General features: G+C 67.2%; 16 protein-coding genes. 9 read left to right on the top strand and 7 right to left on the bottom strand.

Annotated features, from left to right (window positions below; all coding sequences use genetic code 11):
• The first annotated feature begins 344 nt into the window (after positions 1-344).
• The 9 genes from AC5Y4S_RS12420 (at position 345) to AC5Y4S_RS12460 (ending at position 11,308) form a co-directional block, all read left to right on the top strand.
• Positions 345-1,073, top strand: coding sequence for a helix-turn-helix transcriptional regulator (locus AC5Y4S_RS12420; RefSeq protein ID WP_500033049.1), 729 nt, complete (start codon positions 345-347; stop codon positions 1,071-1,073).
• 43 nt (positions 1,074-1,116) lie between these two features.
• On the top strand, positions 1,117-1,473 hold the full coding sequence (locus AC5Y4S_RS12425; RefSeq protein ID WP_500033050.1) for a nuclear transport factor 2 family protein: 357 nt from the start codon (positions 1,117-1,119) through the stop codon (positions 1,471-1,473).
• Between the two features lie 81 nt (positions 1,474-1,554).
• Entirely contained in the window at positions 1,555-2,868 is a 1,314-nt protein-coding gene (locus tag AC5Y4S_RS12430; protein WP_500033051.1) for an alpha/beta fold hydrolase, read from the top strand.
• A gap of 293 nt (positions 2,869-3,161) precedes the next feature.
• The gene (locus AC5Y4S_RS12435) at positions 3,162-3,251 is read left to right on the top strand and encodes a potassium-transporting ATPase subunit F (RefSeq protein WP_067158403.1); all 90 of its coding nucleotides are present in this window, start codon (positions 3,162-3,164) and stop codon (positions 3,249-3,251) included.
• Positions 3,251-4,921 carry a potassium-transporting ATPase subunit KdpA gene (gene kdpA, locus AC5Y4S_RS12440; RefSeq protein ID WP_500033052.1) on the top strand — a complete coding sequence of 557 codons (1,671 nt, stop codon included), beginning with the start codon at positions 3,251-3,253 and terminating at the stop codon, positions 4,919-4,921. Before AC5Y4S_RS12435 ends, kdpA begins: the two co-directional genes overlap by 1 nt.
• The gene (gene kdpB / locus AC5Y4S_RS12445; RefSeq protein ID WP_500033053.1) at positions 4,921-7,071 is read left to right on the top strand and encodes a potassium-transporting ATPase subunit KdpB; all 2,151 of its coding nucleotides are present in this window, start codon (positions 4,921-4,923) and stop codon (positions 7,069-7,071) included. Before kdpA ends, kdpB begins: the two co-directional genes overlap by 1 nt.
• 1 nt (position 7,072) lies before the next feature.
• The gene (locus AC5Y4S_RS12450) at positions 7,073-7,996 is read left to right on the top strand and encodes a potassium-transporting ATPase subunit C (RefSeq protein ID WP_500033054.1); all 924 of its coding nucleotides are present in this window, start codon (positions 7,073-7,075) and stop codon (positions 7,994-7,996) included.
• An 11-nt stretch (positions 7,997-8,007) separates the two neighbouring features.
• Positions 8,008-10,578, top strand: a complete 2,571-nt coding sequence (locus AC5Y4S_RS12455; RefSeq protein ID WP_500033055.1) for a DUF4118 domain-containing protein — start codon at positions 8,008-8,010, stop codon at positions 10,576-10,578.
• Positions 10,579-10,627: 49 nt separating this feature from the next.
• Positions 10,628-11,308: a response regulator gene (locus tag AC5Y4S_RS12460; protein WP_068185208.1), complete on the top strand. Its 681-nt coding sequence runs from the start codon at positions 10,628-10,630 to the stop codon at positions 11,306-11,308.
• A 105-nt stretch (positions 11,309-11,413) separates the two neighbouring features.
• Here the strand turns inward: AC5Y4S_RS12460 and AC5Y4S_RS12465 are convergent, their stop codons facing one another.
• The 7 genes from AC5Y4S_RS12465 to AC5Y4S_RS12495 all read right to left on the bottom strand — a co-directional run bounded on the left by AC5Y4S_RS12465 (position 11,414) and on the right by AC5Y4S_RS12495 (position 17,291).
• Positions 11,414-11,752, bottom strand: coding sequence for a hypothetical protein (locus AC5Y4S_RS12465; RefSeq protein ID WP_500033056.1), 339 nt, complete (start codon positions 11,750-11,752; stop codon positions 11,414-11,416).
• Positions 11,753-11,946: 194 nt separating this feature from the next.
• Positions 11,947-12,891, bottom strand: coding sequence for a Ppx/GppA phosphatase family protein (locus AC5Y4S_RS12470; protein ID WP_500033057.1), 945 nt, complete (start codon positions 12,889-12,891; stop codon positions 11,947-11,949).
• On the bottom strand, positions 12,885-13,373 hold the full coding sequence (locus AC5Y4S_RS12475) for a DUF501 domain-containing protein (RefSeq protein WP_068188304.1): 489 nt from the start codon (positions 13,371-13,373) through the stop codon (positions 12,885-12,887). Before AC5Y4S_RS12475 ends, AC5Y4S_RS12470 begins: the two co-directional genes overlap by 7 nt.
• Positions 13,366-13,986, bottom strand: a complete 621-nt coding sequence (locus tag AC5Y4S_RS12480; protein WP_500033058.1) for an FtsB family cell division protein — start codon at positions 13,984-13,986, stop codon at positions 13,366-13,368. The genes AC5Y4S_RS12475 and AC5Y4S_RS12480 overlap by 8 nt, the downstream gene beginning before the upstream one ends.
• A gap of 11 nt (positions 13,987-13,997) precedes the next feature.
• Entirely contained in the window at positions 13,998-15,287 is a 1,290-nt protein-coding gene (gene eno / locus AC5Y4S_RS12485; protein WP_500033059.1) for a phosphopyruvate hydratase, read from the bottom strand.
• A 44-nt stretch (positions 15,288-15,331) separates the two neighbouring features.
• On the bottom strand, positions 15,332-16,060 hold the full coding sequence (locus tag AC5Y4S_RS12490) for a lytic transglycosylase domain-containing protein (protein ID WP_142282192.1): 729 nt from the start codon (positions 16,058-16,060) through the stop codon (positions 15,332-15,334).
• Between the two features lie 184 nt (positions 16,061-16,244).
• Complete coding sequence (locus AC5Y4S_RS12495; RefSeq protein ID WP_500033060.1) at positions 16,245-17,291, bottom strand: nucleoside triphosphate pyrophosphohydrolase; 1,047 nt, start codon at positions 17,289-17,291, stop codon at positions 16,245-16,247.
• Between the last annotated feature and the right edge of the window lie 15 nt (positions 17,292-17,306).

A 17,306-nucleotide genomic window follows, 5' to 3' on the forward strand; every position in this document is an offset into this window, starting at 1 on the left:
ACGGTCAGCAAGATCGAGGCTGCGGCGACGGCCTTCAACGCATCCGCAACCAGCAGCGCGTCAGGCATACCTGGCCGCATCGGGGTGCCGTGTCAATCGCATGATTCCGGTCTACGCCGCGCCGGCGCCGAGAACACGGATCTAAACGGCATTAATACGCGATCGGCGCCGACATTTGCGCGATATTGATCCGGATTTGCTTGGTCCGAAGCGTCGTTACATGCAGTGCCGCGTACTCGCAGAAGGCCGAATGTCCGACTCCCGTACTAGCGTCGATGCCAACCGCTGGGATGCGGATAGGGCAGAGCGTGGGTGCTGATCGAGGGTAATGCGGAGGTCGGTTGATGACGAAGACCGAGCGCTGGTACGCGATTGTCGAGGAGCTACGGGCGGTGTCCCCGCGGCCTCGAAGTGCGCGTTGGTTGGCGGACAGGTTTGAGGTCAGCACGCGAACTATCGAGCGCGACCTCGACGGACTACTACAGGCTGGTGTCCCGCTGTACACCCACGCAGGCCGCACCGGAGGGTGGGTGCTGGATAAAGCCGCAACGTTCGCCGCACCGGCGTTGGACGCTGCCGAGGTTACCGCGCTGGCCGTCGCCGTCGCGCGGCTCGCCGATACACCGTTCGCCGAGGCCGGACGGTCGGCGATGAGCAAAATCGCCGGTTCCCTCGACGAAGCCCGTCGCCGCGACGTCGCACAATCCTCGCCCATGGTCGGTCTTCTGGACTGCAGCTATCACGAGGTCCGTTCCATCCCCCGCGACGTGCAATGGTCGCTGCGTCACCACCGTGTCGTCCGCCTGCAGTACATCGACGCCGCCGGCAACCCGTCGGTCCGCGACGTCGAGCCGGTCGGACTGCTCGGTGGGCACAGCTGGTATCTCGTGGCGTGGTGTCGGCACCGCCAGCAGATGCGGACGTTTCGGATGGACCGTATCTGCGCCACCGAAGTCTTGCCGGAGTCGGTGCGTCCGCGTCAGGTCGATCTGAGCGAGTTCGCGCGCGGCTACCCGCTAGATGTGATTGACCCGGTGGGAAACTCCGACACTACGGTGTCGCTTCGCCGCTAGATGCTCAGGTCGACCATTGATCGACGACCTGAGTGAGGATCACATGGATGCCGTAGAGATGGCGCAGCGCTGGACGGCGCTGTGGAACGGCGACTTCGACATCGCGGAGACGTTGTTGGCCCCGGAATTTCGCATCCACTTCGGCGACAACGTCGCGGGCGCCGCCGGTGACGCAGTTCGAAACCCCGCCGAAATGGTCGACTACGTCCGCAACGTCCACACGCGGCGCCCCGGAACGACTTTCGACATGGACATGCCAGTCGTCGCCGACACCGACCGCTTCGCCATGCGCTGGAGCGCCCGCGGGGTCGACGGCGACATCAGCGGCATCGACATCGTCCACTGTCTCGACGACCAGATCGTCGAGGTGTGGTCGGTCGCGGGATCCCGCCGCATCTGATCCCCCTTCAGCGTCGCCCGACAACCCCAGCGCTGCAGCGCGGCCCGGGCCGCGCCGGCGCGCTATCAGCAAAGGAGACCCATGAACGGTGACAAGCAGGAGCGCAACGCACGCCGGGTTCTGGAAGCCTTCGACATCCTGTTCAATCGTCACGATTTCGCCGCCGCCGAATCGTTTTGGTCGCCGGACTACATCCAGCACAGTCCCGCGCTGCCACCCGGCCGCGACGGCCTGTTCGCTCACGTCGAAGCATTACCAATGACCGTGAAATACGAACACCACGTCATCGCCGCCAGCGGCGACTTCGTCATCGCCCACGGCCGTTTCGCCGGTCCGGGGCTGCCCAAGGCGATCATCTCCGCCAACATCATCCGGATCGAGGACGACATGTTCGCCGAACACTGGGAAGTCCTTCAAGAGGAAGTCACCCGCGCCGAATCCAAGAGCGGACTGCCAATGTTCGGCACCGAATTCCCGCCTGATCGTGATGCCCCCACCACCGACGCTTCGAAAACCACCCACGAAAGGTCCGCCGTGGCAGCCGACACCGATGACTGGGCCCGCAACAGCGTGCACGAAACAATTCCGACCGCCCTCGCGGCCGTGCACGTCAGCGCTGGCGGGCGCGCGGACGGGACGCCGATGGTGTTCTGGCACAGCCTGCTCACCACCGGATCGATGTGGCGCCACCAGTACGAGCACTACGCTCCAACGCACCGGATCGTCCTCATCGACGCACCCGGCAGCGGAGCTTCTGCCCCGCTGAACTCCACCATCACCCTGGAACAATGCTCCGACTGCCTGCTCGCAGTCCTCGACGCCCTGAGCATCGAGAAATGCATCCTCGTCGGCAACAGCTGGGGCGCGATAGTGGCCACCGTCTTCGCGGCATGGCACCCGGAACGGCTGATAGCCGCGGTTGCCGCAAACGGGACCGCCTCCGGCGCAACGATATTCGACAAGATGATGTTGGGCCCTGTCGTCGCGCTGCTGCGGCTTCATAACGCGGCCCCCAACTGGCTGGTGCGGTTCGCGCGATCCGGTTTGGCAGGTAAGACCGCAAAGCGAACCAAACCCGAGTTCCTCGATTCCTTCCAATCCGTTCTGGCGGAAGATCCGAAATCGGTTGCCTTGCAAATGAAGAGCCTTTTACTGAGGCGGCCCGACACACATCGCACTCTGCGAACCATCGCCGGCGTCCCCGTACTGGTCATCGCCGGCGACGAAGACCGCCAATTCACCGTCAAGGCAGTCCGAGACCTCGCAGAAACCATCCCCGGCAGCACCTTCGTCGAACTCCCGCACACCGGCCACCTCTCGGCGCGAGAGAGCCCCGAACTATTCAACAAGGCCGTCGACGACTTCCTGCGACAGCTCGGTGACGAAGTAGCGTAATCACCACGCCAGTCATGCGGGGTGGGTGCCGCTGCCCACCGCCACAGCGGGATCGGGGCGTAAAAGAACCGTAAAGGTGCACTACGGCGCCGTTAGGAAAGTGTCAACCAACGGCCCTACCGCGCACGCCCGGTCTAGTTTCAAGCTGAGTTTGCCTCCGAGGCCGGCGCTGTGGCTGGCTCGATGAGGTTTCAAGCGCGGAACGGAGACAAAATGGGCGTGTTGGTCTACGTCTTAGTGACGATTGCGGCGTTTGCCCTCCTCGGCCTGACGCAGAAGCTGGTCGAGCGGCTGTGAACTACGAAAACGTCGTTGGCTTGGTGCTTTCCATTGTGCTTGCGCTGTACCTGGCGGGCGCCCTGCTGTTCCCGGAGAGGTTCTAGTGAGCGCAACAACCGCGGGATTGATATTTCTCGCCTTCCTCGTCGTGGCACTCGTGGTGGTGCATGTGCCGTTCGGCGACTACATGTATCGCGTCTACACGTCGGAAAAGGACTCTTACGTCGAGCGGCTGATCTACCGGCTGATCGGTGTCGACTCGCGAGCCGAGCAGACGTGGGGCGCCTACGCCCGAAGCGTCTTGGCGTTCTCGTCGATCAGCATCCTGTTCCTCTTCGTCTTCCAGCTCGTACAGGACAAGCTGCCACTGCACCTGCACGACCCGGCCACCAAAATGACCCCATCGCTGGCGTGGAACACCGCGGTCAGCTTCGTCACCAACACCAACTGGCAGGCCTACTCCGGCGAGTCGACACAGGGACACCTGGTGCAGATGGCCGGGCTGGCGGTGCAGAACTTCGTCTCCGCCGCGGTCGGCATGGCCGTGGCGATCGCGCTGGTGCGCGGCTTTGCCCGCAGGCGCACCGGCGAGCTGGGAAACTTCTGGGTCGACCTGGTCCGCACGGTGCTGCGCATCATGCTGCCCATATCCATCGTGGCCGCGATCGTGCTCGTCGCGGGCGGGGTGATCCAGAACTTCCACCTGCACGACCAGGTCGTCACCACCCTGGGCGGGGCCCAGCAGACGATCACCGGCGGCCCCGTGGCCAGCCAGGAGGTCATCAAGGAGCTCGGCACCAACGGCGGCGGCTTCTACAACGCGAACTCCGCGCACCCGTTTGAGAACCCGACGGCGTGGACCAACTGGCTCGAAATATTCCTGCTGCTCGTCATCGGCTTCTCCCTGCCGCGCACGTTCGGGCGCATGGTGGGCAGCACCAAGCAGGGCTACGCGATCGCCTCCGTGATGGCCTCGCTGTACGCGATCAGCGTGTCGTTGATGATGTGGTTCCAGCTGCAGCACCACGGCACCGTGCCGACGTCGGTCGGCGCGGCGATGGAGGGAGTCGAGCAGCGGTTCGGCATCGCCGACTCCGCGGTGTTCGCCGACTCGACGACGCTCACCTCCACGGGTGCCGTCGACTCGTTCCACGACTCCTACACCAGCCTCGGCGGGATGATTGCGATGTTCAACATGCAGCTCGGCGAGGTCGCGCCCGGCGGCACCGGGTCGGGCCTGTACGGCATCCTGATCCTCGCGGTGATCACCGTCTTCATCGCCGGGCTGATGGTCGGGCGCACCCCGGAATACCTCGGCAAGAAGATCAACCCGCGCGAAATCAAGCTCGCCGCAAGCTATTTCCTGGTGACGCCACTGATCGTGCTGACCGGCACCGCGGTCGCGATGGCCCTGCCGGGCGAGCGCGCCGGAATGCTGAACACCGGCCCGCACGGCCTCTCGGAGGTGTTGTACGCGTTCACCTCCGCGGGCAACAACAACGGGTCCGCGTTCGCGGGAATCAGCGTGAACACCGACTGGTACAACACCGCGCTGGGGCTGGCCATGCTATTCGGTAGATTCCTGCCGCTGGTGCTTGTGCTGGCGCTGGCCGGTTCGCTGGCCAAGCAGGGCGCGACGCCGGAATCGGCGGGCACCCTGCCCACCCACCGGCCACAGTTTGTGGGCATGGTGGCCGGCGTCACGCTCATCGTCGTAGCCCTCACTTTCCTGCCCATGTTGGCGCTCGGACCTCTCGCTGAAGGAATCCACTGATGACCGCGACCACAATCGATCCGGGTACGCAGACGCAGCCCGCGGCCTCCACGACGAGGAAACGGGTTCAGGGCGGCCTGCTCGACCCCAAGATGCTGTGGAAATCGACGCCCGATGCGCTGCGCAAGCTCGACCCGCGCACCCTGTGGCGCAACCCGGTGATGTTCATTGTCGAAATCGGCGCCGCGTGGTGCACCGTGCTGGCGATCGCCGACGAAACATGGTTCGCGTGGCTGAGCGTGGTCTGGCTATGGCTGACCGTGCTTTTCGCGAACCTCGCCGAGTCGGTGGCCGAGGGCCGCGGCAAGGCCCAGGCGGAAACGCTGCGGCGCGCCAAAACTCAGACCTTGGCGCGGCGCCTCAAGAACTGGGCACCCGGAGTCCCCGGTGTCGAGGAAGAGGTGGCGGCGCCGCTGCTGCAACAGGGCGACATTGTCGTGGTCGAGGCCGGCCAGGTGATACCGGGCGACGGTGACGTGGTGGAAGGCATTGCCTCGGTGGACGAATCGGCGATCACCGGCGAGTCGGCCCCGGTGATCCGCGAGTCCGGCGGCGACCGCTCGGCGGTCACCGGGGGCACCACCGTGCTCAGCGACCGCATCGTCGTCAAGATCACCCAGAAGCCCGGGGAGAGCTTCATCGACCGGATGATCGCGCTCGTCGAGGGCGCCAACCGGCAGAAGACCCCCAACGAGATCGCGTTGAACATCCTGCTCGCAGCGTTGACGATCATCTTCATCTTCGCGGTCGCGACACTGCAGCCGCTCGCGATCTACTCCAAGGCGAACAACCCGGGCGTCCCGGACAGCCAGGCGCTCAACGCAAGTGGCGTCACCGGTATCGTCATGGTCTCGCTGCTGGTGTGCCTGATCCCCACCACGATCGGCGCGCTGTTGTCGGCCATCGGCATCGCCGGCATGGATCGGCTGGTGCAACGCAACGTGCTCGCCATGTCCGGGAGAGCGGTGGAAGCCGCCGGTGACGTCAACACGCTGCTCCTCGACAAGACGGGCACCATCACGCTGGGCAACCGTCAGGCCGGCGCCTTCATCCCCCTCGACGGCGTCACCCACGAGCAGCTCGCCGACGCCGCCCAATTGTCCAGCCTCGCCGACGAAACGCCCGAGGGGCGCTCGATCGTCGTGTTCGCCAAGCAACACTTCGGGCTGCGCGCGCGCACGCCGGGCGAACTGACGCACGCCCACTGGGTGGAGTTTTCCGCCGCCACCCGGATGTCGGGTGTCGACCTGGACGGGCACCAACTGCGCAAGGGCGCGGCCAGCTCGGTCGCGGAATGGGTACGCGCGCAAGGCGGTAAGGTGCCCACGCAACTCGGCGAGATCGTCGACGGCATCTCCGCGGGTGGCGGCACCCCCCTGGTCGTTGGGGAGTGCCTGGATGGCGAGTCTTCGGTGCTGGGCGTCATTCACCTCAAGGACGTCGTCAAGCAGGGCATGCGCGAGCGCTTCGACGAGATGCGCAAGATGGGCATCCGCACGGTGATGATCACCGGCGATAACCCGTTGACCGCCAAGGCGATCGCGGACGAGGCCGGGGTCGACGACTTCCTCGCCGAGGCCACACCCGAGGACAAGCTGGCGCTGATCAAGCGCGAGCAGGAGGGCGGCAAGCTGGTCGCGATGACCGGCGACGGCACCAACGACGCGCCGGCGCTGGCGCAGGCCGACGTGGGCGTGGCGATGAACACCGGCACGTCGGCGGCCAAAGAGGCCGGCAACATGGTCGATCTCGACTCCGATCCCACCAAGCTCATCGAAATCGTCGAGATCGGCAAGCAGCTGCTGATCACCCGCGGGGCGCTGACCACCTTCTCGATCGCCAACGACATCGCGAAGTACTTCGCGATCATCCCGGCCATGTTCGTGGCGCTGTTCCCCGGGTTGGACATGATCAACATCATGCGGCTGCACAGCCCGCAGTCGGCGATCCTGTCGGCGGTGATCTTCAACGCGATCATCATCGTGGCGTTGATCCCGTTGTCGCTGCGCGGCGTGCGCTATACGCCGAGCAGCGCGTCAAAGCTGTTGAGCCGCAACCTCTATATCTATGGCCTGGGCGGCATCGTCGCCCCGTTCATCGGCATCAAGGCCATCGACCTCATCGTCCAATTCGTCCCGGGGATGTCCTGACATGAAGTTCTCCAGTTTCGTCCGCATGCACTGGGCGGCGTTCCGCGCGCTGCTGGTGATGACCGTGATCACCGGTCTGGCCTACCCGCTGTTCATCTGGCTCGTCGCCCAGCTTCCCGGCCTGCACGACAAGGCCGAAGGGTCGATTCTGACGGCGAACGGCAAGCCGGTAGGCAGCCGGTTGATCGGTCAGCTGTTCACCGACAAGGACGGCAACCCGCTGCCGCAGTACTTCCAGAGCCGCCCCTCGGCCGCCGGAAACGGCTACGACCCGCTGTCTACGAGCGCGAGCAACCTGGGTCCGGAGAGCATCGTCGACACACCCGCGGATCCCTCGCTGCTGACCGCCGGCAAGTCTGCGTCGGATGCGGGATTCAAGCCGAGCTTGCTAACGCAGGTGTGCACGCGCAGCAGCGCCGTTGGTCAGCTGGAGGGAGTGGACGGGTCCCGCCCGTTCTGCACGGGCGGCGGTGTGGGCGCGGTGCTGTCGGTGATCGGGCCCCGCGACGCGCGCGGCAACGTCATCCACCCGACCCGCGTGGTGAGCGTCAACGAGCCGTGCCAGTCGACCTCGGCCCCGTTCCTGACGATGTATGAGGGCGTGCGAGTCGAGTGCGCAAAATACGGCGAGGACTACACGATCGGCCAGATCGTGCCCGTCCGCGGGGCCGCCTCCGCCAGCCCGGCCGTGCCCGCCGACGCGGTCACCGCCAGCGGCAGCGGCCTCGACCCGAACATCTCCCCGGCCTACGCCGACATCCAGGTCGCCCGGGTGGCCAAGGCTCGGCACGTCAGCCCGGATCAGATCCGTGTCGTCCTGGCGGAGTACCAAAGCGGGCGCGATCTCGGATTCTTGGGTGAGCCCACGGTGAACGTCGTTGAACTCAACCTGGATCTCGATCGTCGGTACCCGGTCAAAAGCTAGCGCGGAGGGGGATGATGGTTGACGTGAGTGTTGCCGACCACCATCCCCCTAAGCGCGGGGAGCTACGCATCTACCTCGGTGCCGCACCGGGTGTCGGCAAGACGTACGCGATGCTCGGTGAGGCACACCGGCGCCTGGAACGCGGCACCGACCTGGTGGCCGCGGTCGTCGAGACCCACGGGCGGGCGAAAACCGCCGAGCTGCTTGACGGTATCGAGATCATCCCGCCGCACTATGTCGACTATCGCGGCGGCAGGTTCCCCGAGCTCGACGTGCCGGCTGTGCTGGCGCGCCGCCCTCAGGTGGTCCTGGTCGACGAGCTCGCCCACACCAACACACCCGGCAGCAAAAACGAAAAGCGTTGGCAGGACGTCGAAGAACTGCTGGACGCCGGGATCACGGTGATCTCCACGGTCAACATCCAGCACCTGGAGAGCCTCAACGACGTCGTCGCCCAGATCACCGGCATCGAGCAGCAGGAAACCATCCCCGATTCGATCGTGCGCCAGGCTTCGCAGGTCGAACTAATCGATATCACCCCGGAGGCGTTGCGCCGCAGGCTATCCCACGGCAACGTCTACGCTCCGGCCCGCATCGACGCGGCACTGTCGAATTACTTCCGCGCCGGAAATCTGACCGCGCTGCGGGAATTGGCGTTGCTGTGGCTGGCCGACCAGGTCGACACCGCGCTGGCCAAGTACCGGGCGGAGAACAAGATCACCGACATGTGGGAGGCGCGCGAGCGGGTCGTGGTGGCAGTCACCGGCGGCCCGGAATCGGAGACGTTGGTGCGCCGCGCATCGCGGATCGCATCGAAGTCCAGCGCCGAGCTGATGGTGGTGCATGTCATCCGCGGTGACGGGCTGGCCGGCGCGTCGGAGCGCAGGATGGGCAAGATCCGCGAGCTGGCGAACAGCCTGGACGCGTCGCTGCACACCGTGGTCGGCGACGACGTGCCCACGGCACTACTCGATTTCGCGCGCGAGAACAACGCCACCCAGCTGGTCATCGGCACGTCGCGGCGGCCCCGGTGGGCGCGCATCTTCGAGGAGGGCATCGGCCCGACGATCGTCGAGCGGTCCGGGAAGATCGACGTGCACATGGTCACGCACGAGGAATCCACGCGCGGCCTTCACGTCGGGTCGCTCGTGCCCCGCGAGCGACGCGTCGCATCGTGGCTGGCGGCCGTCATCGTGCCGTCGGCCGTCTGTGCGGTCTCGGTGAGTCTGCTGGACCCGTACCTGAACAACGCCGGCGAGAGCGCGCTGTTCTTCGTCGGGGTGCTGCTGGTGGGACTGTTGGGAGGCGTTGCCCCGGCGGCGCTTTCGGCCGTGCTGTCCGGGTTGTTGCTGAACTACTACCTGATCCCGCCACGGCACAGCTTCACCATCGCCGAACCCAACAGCGCCATCACGGAATTGGTGTTGTTGCTGATCGCGGTCGCCGTCGCCGTCCTCGTCGACGGTGCCACAAAACGCACCCGCGAGGCCCGGCGCGCCTCCCAAGAGGCCGAGCTACTGACGCTTTTCGCCGGGTCGGTACTGCGCGGCGCGGATCTCGAGACGCTGCTGGAACGCGTGCGAGAGACCTATTCACAGCAGGCCGTCAGCATGCTGCGCGAGCCCAGCGAGGAAGAGCGCGCCGCGGGAAGGAAGAGCTACATCGTCGCGTGCGTGGGCAAAGATCCTTGCGTGAGTGTCGATTCCGCCGACACCGCGATCGAGGTCGGCGACGACGAGTTCTGGATGCTGATGGCCGGCAGGAAGCTGTCCACCCGCGACCGCCGGGTGCTCAGCGCCGTGGCCAAGCAGGCCGCCGGTTTGATCAAGCAGCGCGAGCTGGCGGAAGAGGCCAGCCGGACCGAGGCGATCGTGCGGGCCGACGAGTTGCGGCGGTCGCTGCTGTCGGCGGTGAGCCACGACCTCCGCACGCCGCTGGCGGCGGCCAAGGTTGCCGTGTCCAGCCTGCGCGCCGAGGACGTCGCCTTCTCCCCCGAAGACACGGCGGAATTGCTGGCCACCATCGAGGAGTCCATCGACCAGCTGACCGCGTTGGTCGGAAACCTGCTCGATTCCTCGCGTCTGGCCGCCGGGGTGATCCGCCCGGACCTGCGCTGGGTGTATCTGGAGGAGACGGTGCAACGCGCGCTGGTCAGTATCGGCAAGGGCGCCACCGGGTTTTACCGATCGGCGATCGATCGCGTCAAGGTCGACGTGGGCGACGCCGTAGTGATGGCCGACGCCGGGCTGCTGGAACGCGTGCTCGCGAACCTGATCGACAACGCGCTGCGCTACGCACCCAACTGCATGGTTCGGGTCAACGCGGGCCGGGTCGGTGATCGCGTCCTGATCAACGTCATCGACGAAGGCCCCGGAATCCCGAAGGGCACCGAGGACCAGATCTTCGAGGCCTTCCAGCGGCTGGGCGATCACGACAACACCACGGGCGTGGGGCTCGGGATGTCGGTGGCCCGTGGCTTCGTGGAGGCGATGGGCGGCACGATCTCAGCCGGTGATACCCCGGGCGGGGGGCTCACCGTCGTGGTGGATCTGGCTGCGCCGCGGGAGTTTGGTGCGCTATGACCCGCGCCGGCGACGATGCAGAGCGAAGCGATGAGGAGGAGCGGCGCCGATGACCCGGGTGTTGGTGATCGACGACGAGCCGCAGATCCTGCGCGCGCTGCGCATCAACCTGTCCGTGCGGGGTTACGAGGTCATCACCGCGTCGACCGGCGCCGGTGCGCTGCGCGCCGCCGCCGAGCACAAACCCGATGTCGTGATCCTGGACCTCGGCCTGCCCGACATCTCCGGCATCGAGGTGCTCGGGGGCCTGCGGGGATGGCTGTCGGCGCCGGTGATCGTGTTGTCGGCGCGCACCGATTCGTCGGACAAGGTCGAGGCCCTCGACGCCGGCGCCGACGACTACGTAACGAAACCCTTTGGGATGGACGAGTTCCTAGCGCGGCTCCGCGCGGCGGTCCGCCGCAACGCGGCGGCGTCGGAGACGGACGAGCCCGTCGTCGAAACCGACGCGTTCACGGTCGATCTGGCCGCCAAGAAGGTCACCAAGGACGGCGCCGAGGTGCACCTCACGCCGACCGAATGGGGCATGCTCGAAGTGCTGGTGCGCAATCGCGGCAAGCTGGTGGGCCGTGAGGAATTGCTGAAGGAGGTATGGGGCCCGGCCTATGCCACCGAGACTCATTACCTGCGTGTGTATCTGGCGCAGCTGCGGCGCAAACTCGAGGACGACCCGTCGCATCCCAAGCATCTGCTGACCGAATCGGGGATGGGCTACCGCTTCGAGGCGTGAGTGTGTGTCGGCGGCGTCGCGTGTGTATTGATGGCGGAGATTTGGCGAAATTGTCGCCAGGACCTCACACCGAAAGCCCTTAAGTCACAATGATTCCTGGCTAAGTCACATAGGCCACACTGGCATCTGGCCGGAAGCGGCACCCTTTGTGCCCGCCTCAGAGCGACACTTGGCCGCCGCCCGCAACGCGAGCACCCGTTGATGTATTCGGTGTTCGGTGGAGCGCGGGATATAACCCGGCCCGTACAGCCCGCGCCGAAGCCGGCGCACCCTGTCCCGACCCGTCTCCCAACGCAAGGCATCCGAAATGACTTTCGATGCCCGGCCGGGGACGCAAAAGCCTTGCGCTTCAAGCGCATGGAGCATTTCCGCGACGGTCGCCCGCCCATTATGAGCGAGATGCATCGCGAGCACGTAGCGCAGTTCGATTCCTCGAAGGTTCATCGCCGCAGGGTCGCATACCGGTACGACAACGGCTCAGTCGCTATGAGGCGGGCACAAACGGTGCCGCCTCCGCGCGGGGACCAATGGGGCGGATGTGACTCAGCCGGCGATCGACCGCGATGGCGGCATTTGTCGCTGCGAGGCGGGCACAAAGGGTGCCGCCTCCGCGCGGGGACCAATGGGGCGGATGTGACTCACCCGGCGATCGACAGCACGATGCCGTCCAGGATGTCGTATTCGCTCACGATCAACTCGTCGATGCCGGCGCGGGCGCGCAGCTCGCGCGCCAATTCCTCCACCACGATCGCGCCGCCGCCGATCACGTCGGCCCGGCCCTCGTGCATCGGCGGCAGCGCGGCGCGCTGGGATCGCGTCATCCCGATCAGCCGCTCGCACACCGCCAGCAGGTCAGCGCCCGGCACGCGCGAAAGATGAATGGCCGCAGAGTCATACGCCGTCATGTTGTGCGCCAATGCGGACAGCGTCGTCATCGTGCCGGCCAGCCCGACCCAGGTCCGCGCCCCTTCGACGTCCACCACGCCCAGCGCGACGTCCAGGCGCTCGCGCACCACCGCTCGGGCGGCCGCCACCTCGTCGGGCGTGGGCGGGTCGGAGTGCAGGCAGCGCTCGGTCAGCCGGACACAGCCGATGTCGGCCGAGTAGGCGGCCGCCACCCGCTCGCTGCCGAGCACGATCTCGGTGGAGCCGCCGCCCAGGTCGACGACGACGAAAGGCGCGGCAGCGCTGTCCAATTCGCCGACCGCGCCGTGGAAGGAAAGCGACGCCTCCTCCGCGCCGCTGATCACCTCGGCCACCGCGCCGGGCAACACCGCACCCAGCACCTCGGCCGTCATCGCAAAGAACACATCGCGATTGGCGACATCGCGCGCCGCCGACGTCGCCACCATCCGCACCCGCTCGACGCCGTGCGCCTTCAGTAGCGACGCGTAGTCGGTCAGGGCGGCGCGGGTTCGCGCGATCGCGTCGGGGGCGAACTCGCCCGTCGCGTCGACGCCCTGCCCCAGCCGCACGATCCGCGTCTCGCGGTGCACGTCGCGCAGCCGGCCGCCGTCCGCGTCGGCGATCAGCAACCGGATCGAGTTGGTCCCGCAGTCGATCGCGGCGAGCCGGCTCACCACTGCCCCGCCACCAAGACGCCCGCCATTGCCGGGTCGTCGGCCAGCACCGACAAGGCCTCGTCCCCAAGGGGATTCACGCCGGGGCCCTTGGCCAGCGAGTGCGCGATCAGCACGTGCAGGCACTTGACCCGATCCGGCATCCCGCCGCCGGAGAACGTCGTGCCCAGCGGTTCGATCGCGTCACGTTCGGCCAGATACGATTCGTGGGCCCGCCGATACGCGGCCGCCAGCTCAGCATCCGTCCGCAACCGCTCGGTCATCTCGCGCATCAATCCCGTCGTCTCGAGTCGGCTCGCCGCCGCGGTCAGCACCGGGTGGGTCAGGTAGTACAGCGTCGGAAAAGGCGTGCCGTCAGGCAGTTTCGGTGCGGTCTTCACCACGCCGGGTTCGCCGTTGGGGCAACGGTAGGCGATCTCGAGCACCCCGCGCGGCTCGCGGCCGAGCTGGCGCGCCACCGCTTCCAGATCGCCACGATCAACCACCGGGAGCCATGGGGTTCGGCGGGGCCTGCGGTGGCGGTGGGGCGGCCGGCGGCAGGTGGGGCGCGTCGGCGATGGTGTGCCACAGCGAGGTGTACCACGGGTTGTTGTTCGCCGGTTTCGCCGCGTCGGCGCCGGGCTGCGGGGACGCCGCCGCCGTAGGCGGAAGCTGAACCTGGAACGGAATGTCGCCGGGCATCACGAAACCGAGGCGCTCGCGCGCCTGCGCCGCAATGTATGCCGGGTCGCCGAGCTTGACCTTCTTCTGCTCGAGGTCGGCGATCTGGCGGCGCAGCGCGGCTTCGCTCGCGGCCAGCTGATTCATCTCGGTGCGCTGCGCGAAGTAGGTGCGCACCGGGCCGGCGATGGTCAGTGTCAGCACGCAGATCACCGCGGCCAGCACCGCCGCCCGTCGAGCGGTGAACCCGAGCCGCTGCTCGGAGCGCTGTTCGACGGACTCGGCGACCTGGCGCTTGATGGGCTCGACGACACGCTCCTGCACCGTCCTCTGCGGCGGCGCGGAGGGCTTCGCGGCTCGACGGCGCCGAACCGAATCACCGGCCTTCCCCGGGCGCGATGCCGGGGAGCGACGTTTCGGATCGGGCTTGGGCGTCAAGCTATTTCAACCTACTTCTGCTCCAGGGCGAACCGTGGGAAGGCCAGATCACCGGCGTAGCGTGCCGCGTCACCGAGGGCTTCTTCGATCCGTAACAGTTGATTGTATTTGGCCACGCGCTCGCTGCGGGCGGGCGCGCCGGTCTTGATCTGGCCGCTGCCGACGGCCACCGCCAGGTCGGCGATGGTGGTGTCCTCGGTTTCGCCGCTGCGGTGGCTCATCATCGTGCGGTAGCCGCTGTGGTGGGCCAGCGCGACGGCGTCGAGCGTCTCGGTGAGCGTGCCGATCTGATTCACCTTGACCAGCAACGCGTTTGCCACGCCCTTCTCGATGCCCTCTTCGAGGCGCTCGGGGTTGGTGACGAAGATGTCGTCGCCGACGATCTGCACCCGGTCCCCGATCAACGCGGTCAGCGCCGCCCAACCGTCCCAATCGTCTTCGGACAGCGGGTCTTCGATGGACACCAGCGGATAGGAGCCGAGCAGGCCGGCATAGAACTCGGCCATCTGTTCGGCGGTGCGCGCGCTGCCCTCGAAGGTGTAGCCGGTGCCGTCGGCGTAGAACTCGGTGGCCGCCGCGTCGAGGGCCAGCGCCACGTCCGTCCCGAGTTTGAAACCCGCCGACTCGATGGCGCGGCCGATCAGGTCCAGCGCCGCGGTGGTGCCCGCGACGTCGGGGGCGAACCCGCCCTCGTCGCCGAGCCCGGTGGACAGCCCTTCCTTCTTCAACACCGACTTGAGCGAGTGGTAGACCTCGGCGCCCCACCGCAGCGCCTCCGCGAAGCTGGGCGCACCCAGCGGCGCGACCATGAACTCCTGGATGTCGACGCCGGTGTCGGCGTGGGCGCCGCCGTTGAGGATGTTCATCATCGGCACGGGCAAAATGTGCGCGTTGGGGCCGCCGATGTAGCGGAACAGCGGCAACTCGGCGGAATCGGCGGCCGCCTTGGCGACCGCCAGCGAGACGCCCAGGATCGCGTTGCCGCCCAGCCGCGACTTGTCCGGGGTGCCGTCGAGGTCCACCAGAGCCTGGTCGACCAGCCGCTGGTCGTCGGCGGCCAGGCCGATCACGGCGGGACCGATCTCGTCAAGCACGGCTTGCACGGCCTTTTGCACGCCCTTGCCGCCGTAACGCTCACCGCCGTCACGCAACTCGACGGCCTCGTGTTCGCCGGTCGACGCGCCGGACGGCACCGCCGCGCGGGCGAACGTCCCGTCCATCAGAGCTATCTCGACCTCGACCGTCGGGTTGCCGCGGGAATCGAGGATCTCGCGGGCCCCGACCTGCTCGATAATCGGCACTGGGTTCTCCTTGTCGTCGCTGGCGCCGTCAGCGATACATCCTGCTACAGCGGGTGATGCGCCGCATAAGCGGTCGCCCAGTCCCGCACCGCCCGCGCATAGACGCCGGAGTTGTTGTAGGCCCGCAGCGCGGTGATCCACCCCCGCGGCGTGGCGAGATCTTTTCCACGCCAACACAGGTAACCCGCCGCCGCGAGCGCCGCGTCGTCGATGTTGTCGGGGCTGACGACGCCGTCGTTGTGCGCGTCCACCCCGTACAGCCGCCACGTCTCCGGGATGAACTGCATCGGCCCCATGGCGCGCACCACACCGGCCTCGCCCTCCGCGCCGTCCTCGCTGTCGACGATGCGCAGCGTGCCCCCGGTGCCGTCCAGGCGAACGCCCCGGATGGGCGGGCTCACGTCACCATTCGGCGACAGCGTCGCGCCCCGGTAGGTGCCGTGGTGGCTCTCGACCTGCCCGATGCCGGCCAGCGTGGTCCACGCGATGTGGCACTTGGGGTTCTCCACCTCGGCGACGCGCGCCGCGTACGCGTAGGCCTCCAGCGCGACGACGGGAATCTCCAACGCCGCCGACCGTTGCTCGGCCCACTGGCGCAACTGATCCGCGGGCCGCCCGCTCAGGTGAGTGTCCACCGGCGGCACCGGATCCCCCGCCGGGGGCGGCACCCCTTCCGGGATGAACAAGCTCAACTGCCAGGTGCAGCTGGAGGCGAGGATCATGGCGGTCGCACCGATCACGGCGACCGCCCGCAACCAACGCCTCGGCGACACCATGCCCCTCTGAAACTCCCCTGGACTTTCCTTACACAAACTCGACCACGACCATCGTCCCACGCGATTCGGCCGTACCCCGTCGATTAGGGCCCCGCGCCCCCCGATGCGGCGTCGATCGTCAGCCAATTTGGCGTTTGCTACCAGCAACTACGGCCGGGTGACGGCGACACACGAGACCGACCTACTTCCGGCCCCGACGCTTCTTGGAGCCACCCTCCGACGCCTTCGGCCGGGCACCGTCGTCCACCTCCGGCTCGGCGACCCCCTCGCCCAACGGCTCGCCGTCGACGGCCAGCGAAGCGGACGGCCAGTGCGCACGCCACTCCTCCTCGGTCACTTCGCCCAGCGGCGCCACATCCAGCTCGACCGGCACGCTGTCGCCGCGACGGCTGGCGACGATCGACCTCTCCACACCGCGGACGGTGTCGACGAACTCCAAAACGGCCGTGCGAAGCGCGCTTTCCGCGTCGACATCGGCCGACACGGAGACCGACGTAATCTCGACCGGGATCAGGTCGGCGGGCAGCCCCGCCTTCTCAGCGCGTTGAATCACCTTCTGCGCCAACGCCAATGCCGGTTGACCGGTGTGAACGTCGTCCATCACCGAATTCCGCGACTTCTCGGCGGCCTTGCGCTCCTCCCACTGCGCCAACTGCTCTTCCAGCGAAATCGACTGTCCCGCAAGCACTCCCGGCACCCGATTGCCGAGCTTGCGCATCAGAGTGACGGCGACGTCATCGATGGTGAACGGCAGCTGCGGCGCGTCCTCGGCGATGCGGGCGTGAAAGAGCACCTGCAGCAACACATCGCCGAGTTCCTCGCGCAGCAGGTCGGCGTTGCCGCTGCCTACCGCGTCGAGCAGCTCGTAGGTCTCCTCGAGCAGGAACCTGCGCAGCGAGTCGTGAGTTTGCTCACTCTCCCAGGGCCCCGCGGTGCGCAGCTTGTCCATCATCGCGACGGCGTCGACCAGTCGCTCGCCGCGCGGCGTGTCCGGCGCCGAGATCAGGCGGGCCCCGGCGGCCAACCGGGCAACGACGGCGGGGTGATCGGGATCGGATGACAGCAGCACCGGCGCGTCGTCCCCGGAGTGGACGGGCCGCGCGGCCGGCAGCGACCACGGCACCGCGACCGGCATCTCCTCGGTGTACTGCACCTCGCCGGCGAGGTGCTCGATGGCCTCGACCGGCACCAGCGACGGGCGGCGCGGGTCGAACAAGACGACGATCAAGTGCGCCCCTCCTCC

The sequence above is a fragment of the Mycobacterium sp. NGS64 genome (assembly GCF_059812245.1).

Excerpts from the sequence above, each read along its gene's own strand:
- AC5Y4S_RS12460 (WP_068185208.1), top strand. The coding sequence starts at position 10,628 with ATGACCCGGGTGTTGGTGATCGACGACGAGCCGCAGATCCTGCGCGCG.
- kdpB (WP_500033053.1), top strand. The coding sequence starts at position 4,921 with ATGACCGCGACCACAATCGATCCGGGTACGCAGACGCAGCCCGCGGCC.
- AC5Y4S_RS12425 (WP_500033050.1), top strand. The coding sequence starts at position 1,117 with ATGGATGCCGTAGAGATGGCGCAGCGCTGGACGGCGCTGTGGAACGGC.
- AC5Y4S_RS12420 (WP_500033049.1), top strand. The coding sequence starts at position 345 with ATGACGAAGACCGAGCGCTGGTACGCGATTGTCGAGGAGCTACGGGCG.
- AC5Y4S_RS12465 (WP_500033056.1), bottom strand. The coding sequence starts at position 11,752 with ATGAACCTTCGAGGAATCGAACTGCGCTACGTGCTCGCGATGCATCTC.
- AC5Y4S_RS12430 (WP_500033051.1), top strand. The coding sequence starts at position 1,555 with ATGAACGGTGACAAGCAGGAGCGCAACGCACGCCGGGTTCTGGAAGCC.
- AC5Y4S_RS12450 (WP_500033054.1), top strand. The coding sequence starts at position 7,073 with ATGAAGTTCTCCAGTTTCGTCCGCATGCACTGGGCGGCGTTCCGCGCG.
- AC5Y4S_RS12455 (WP_500033055.1), top strand. The coding sequence starts at position 8,008 with ATGATGGTTGACGTGAGTGTTGCCGACCACCATCCCCCTAAGCGCGGG.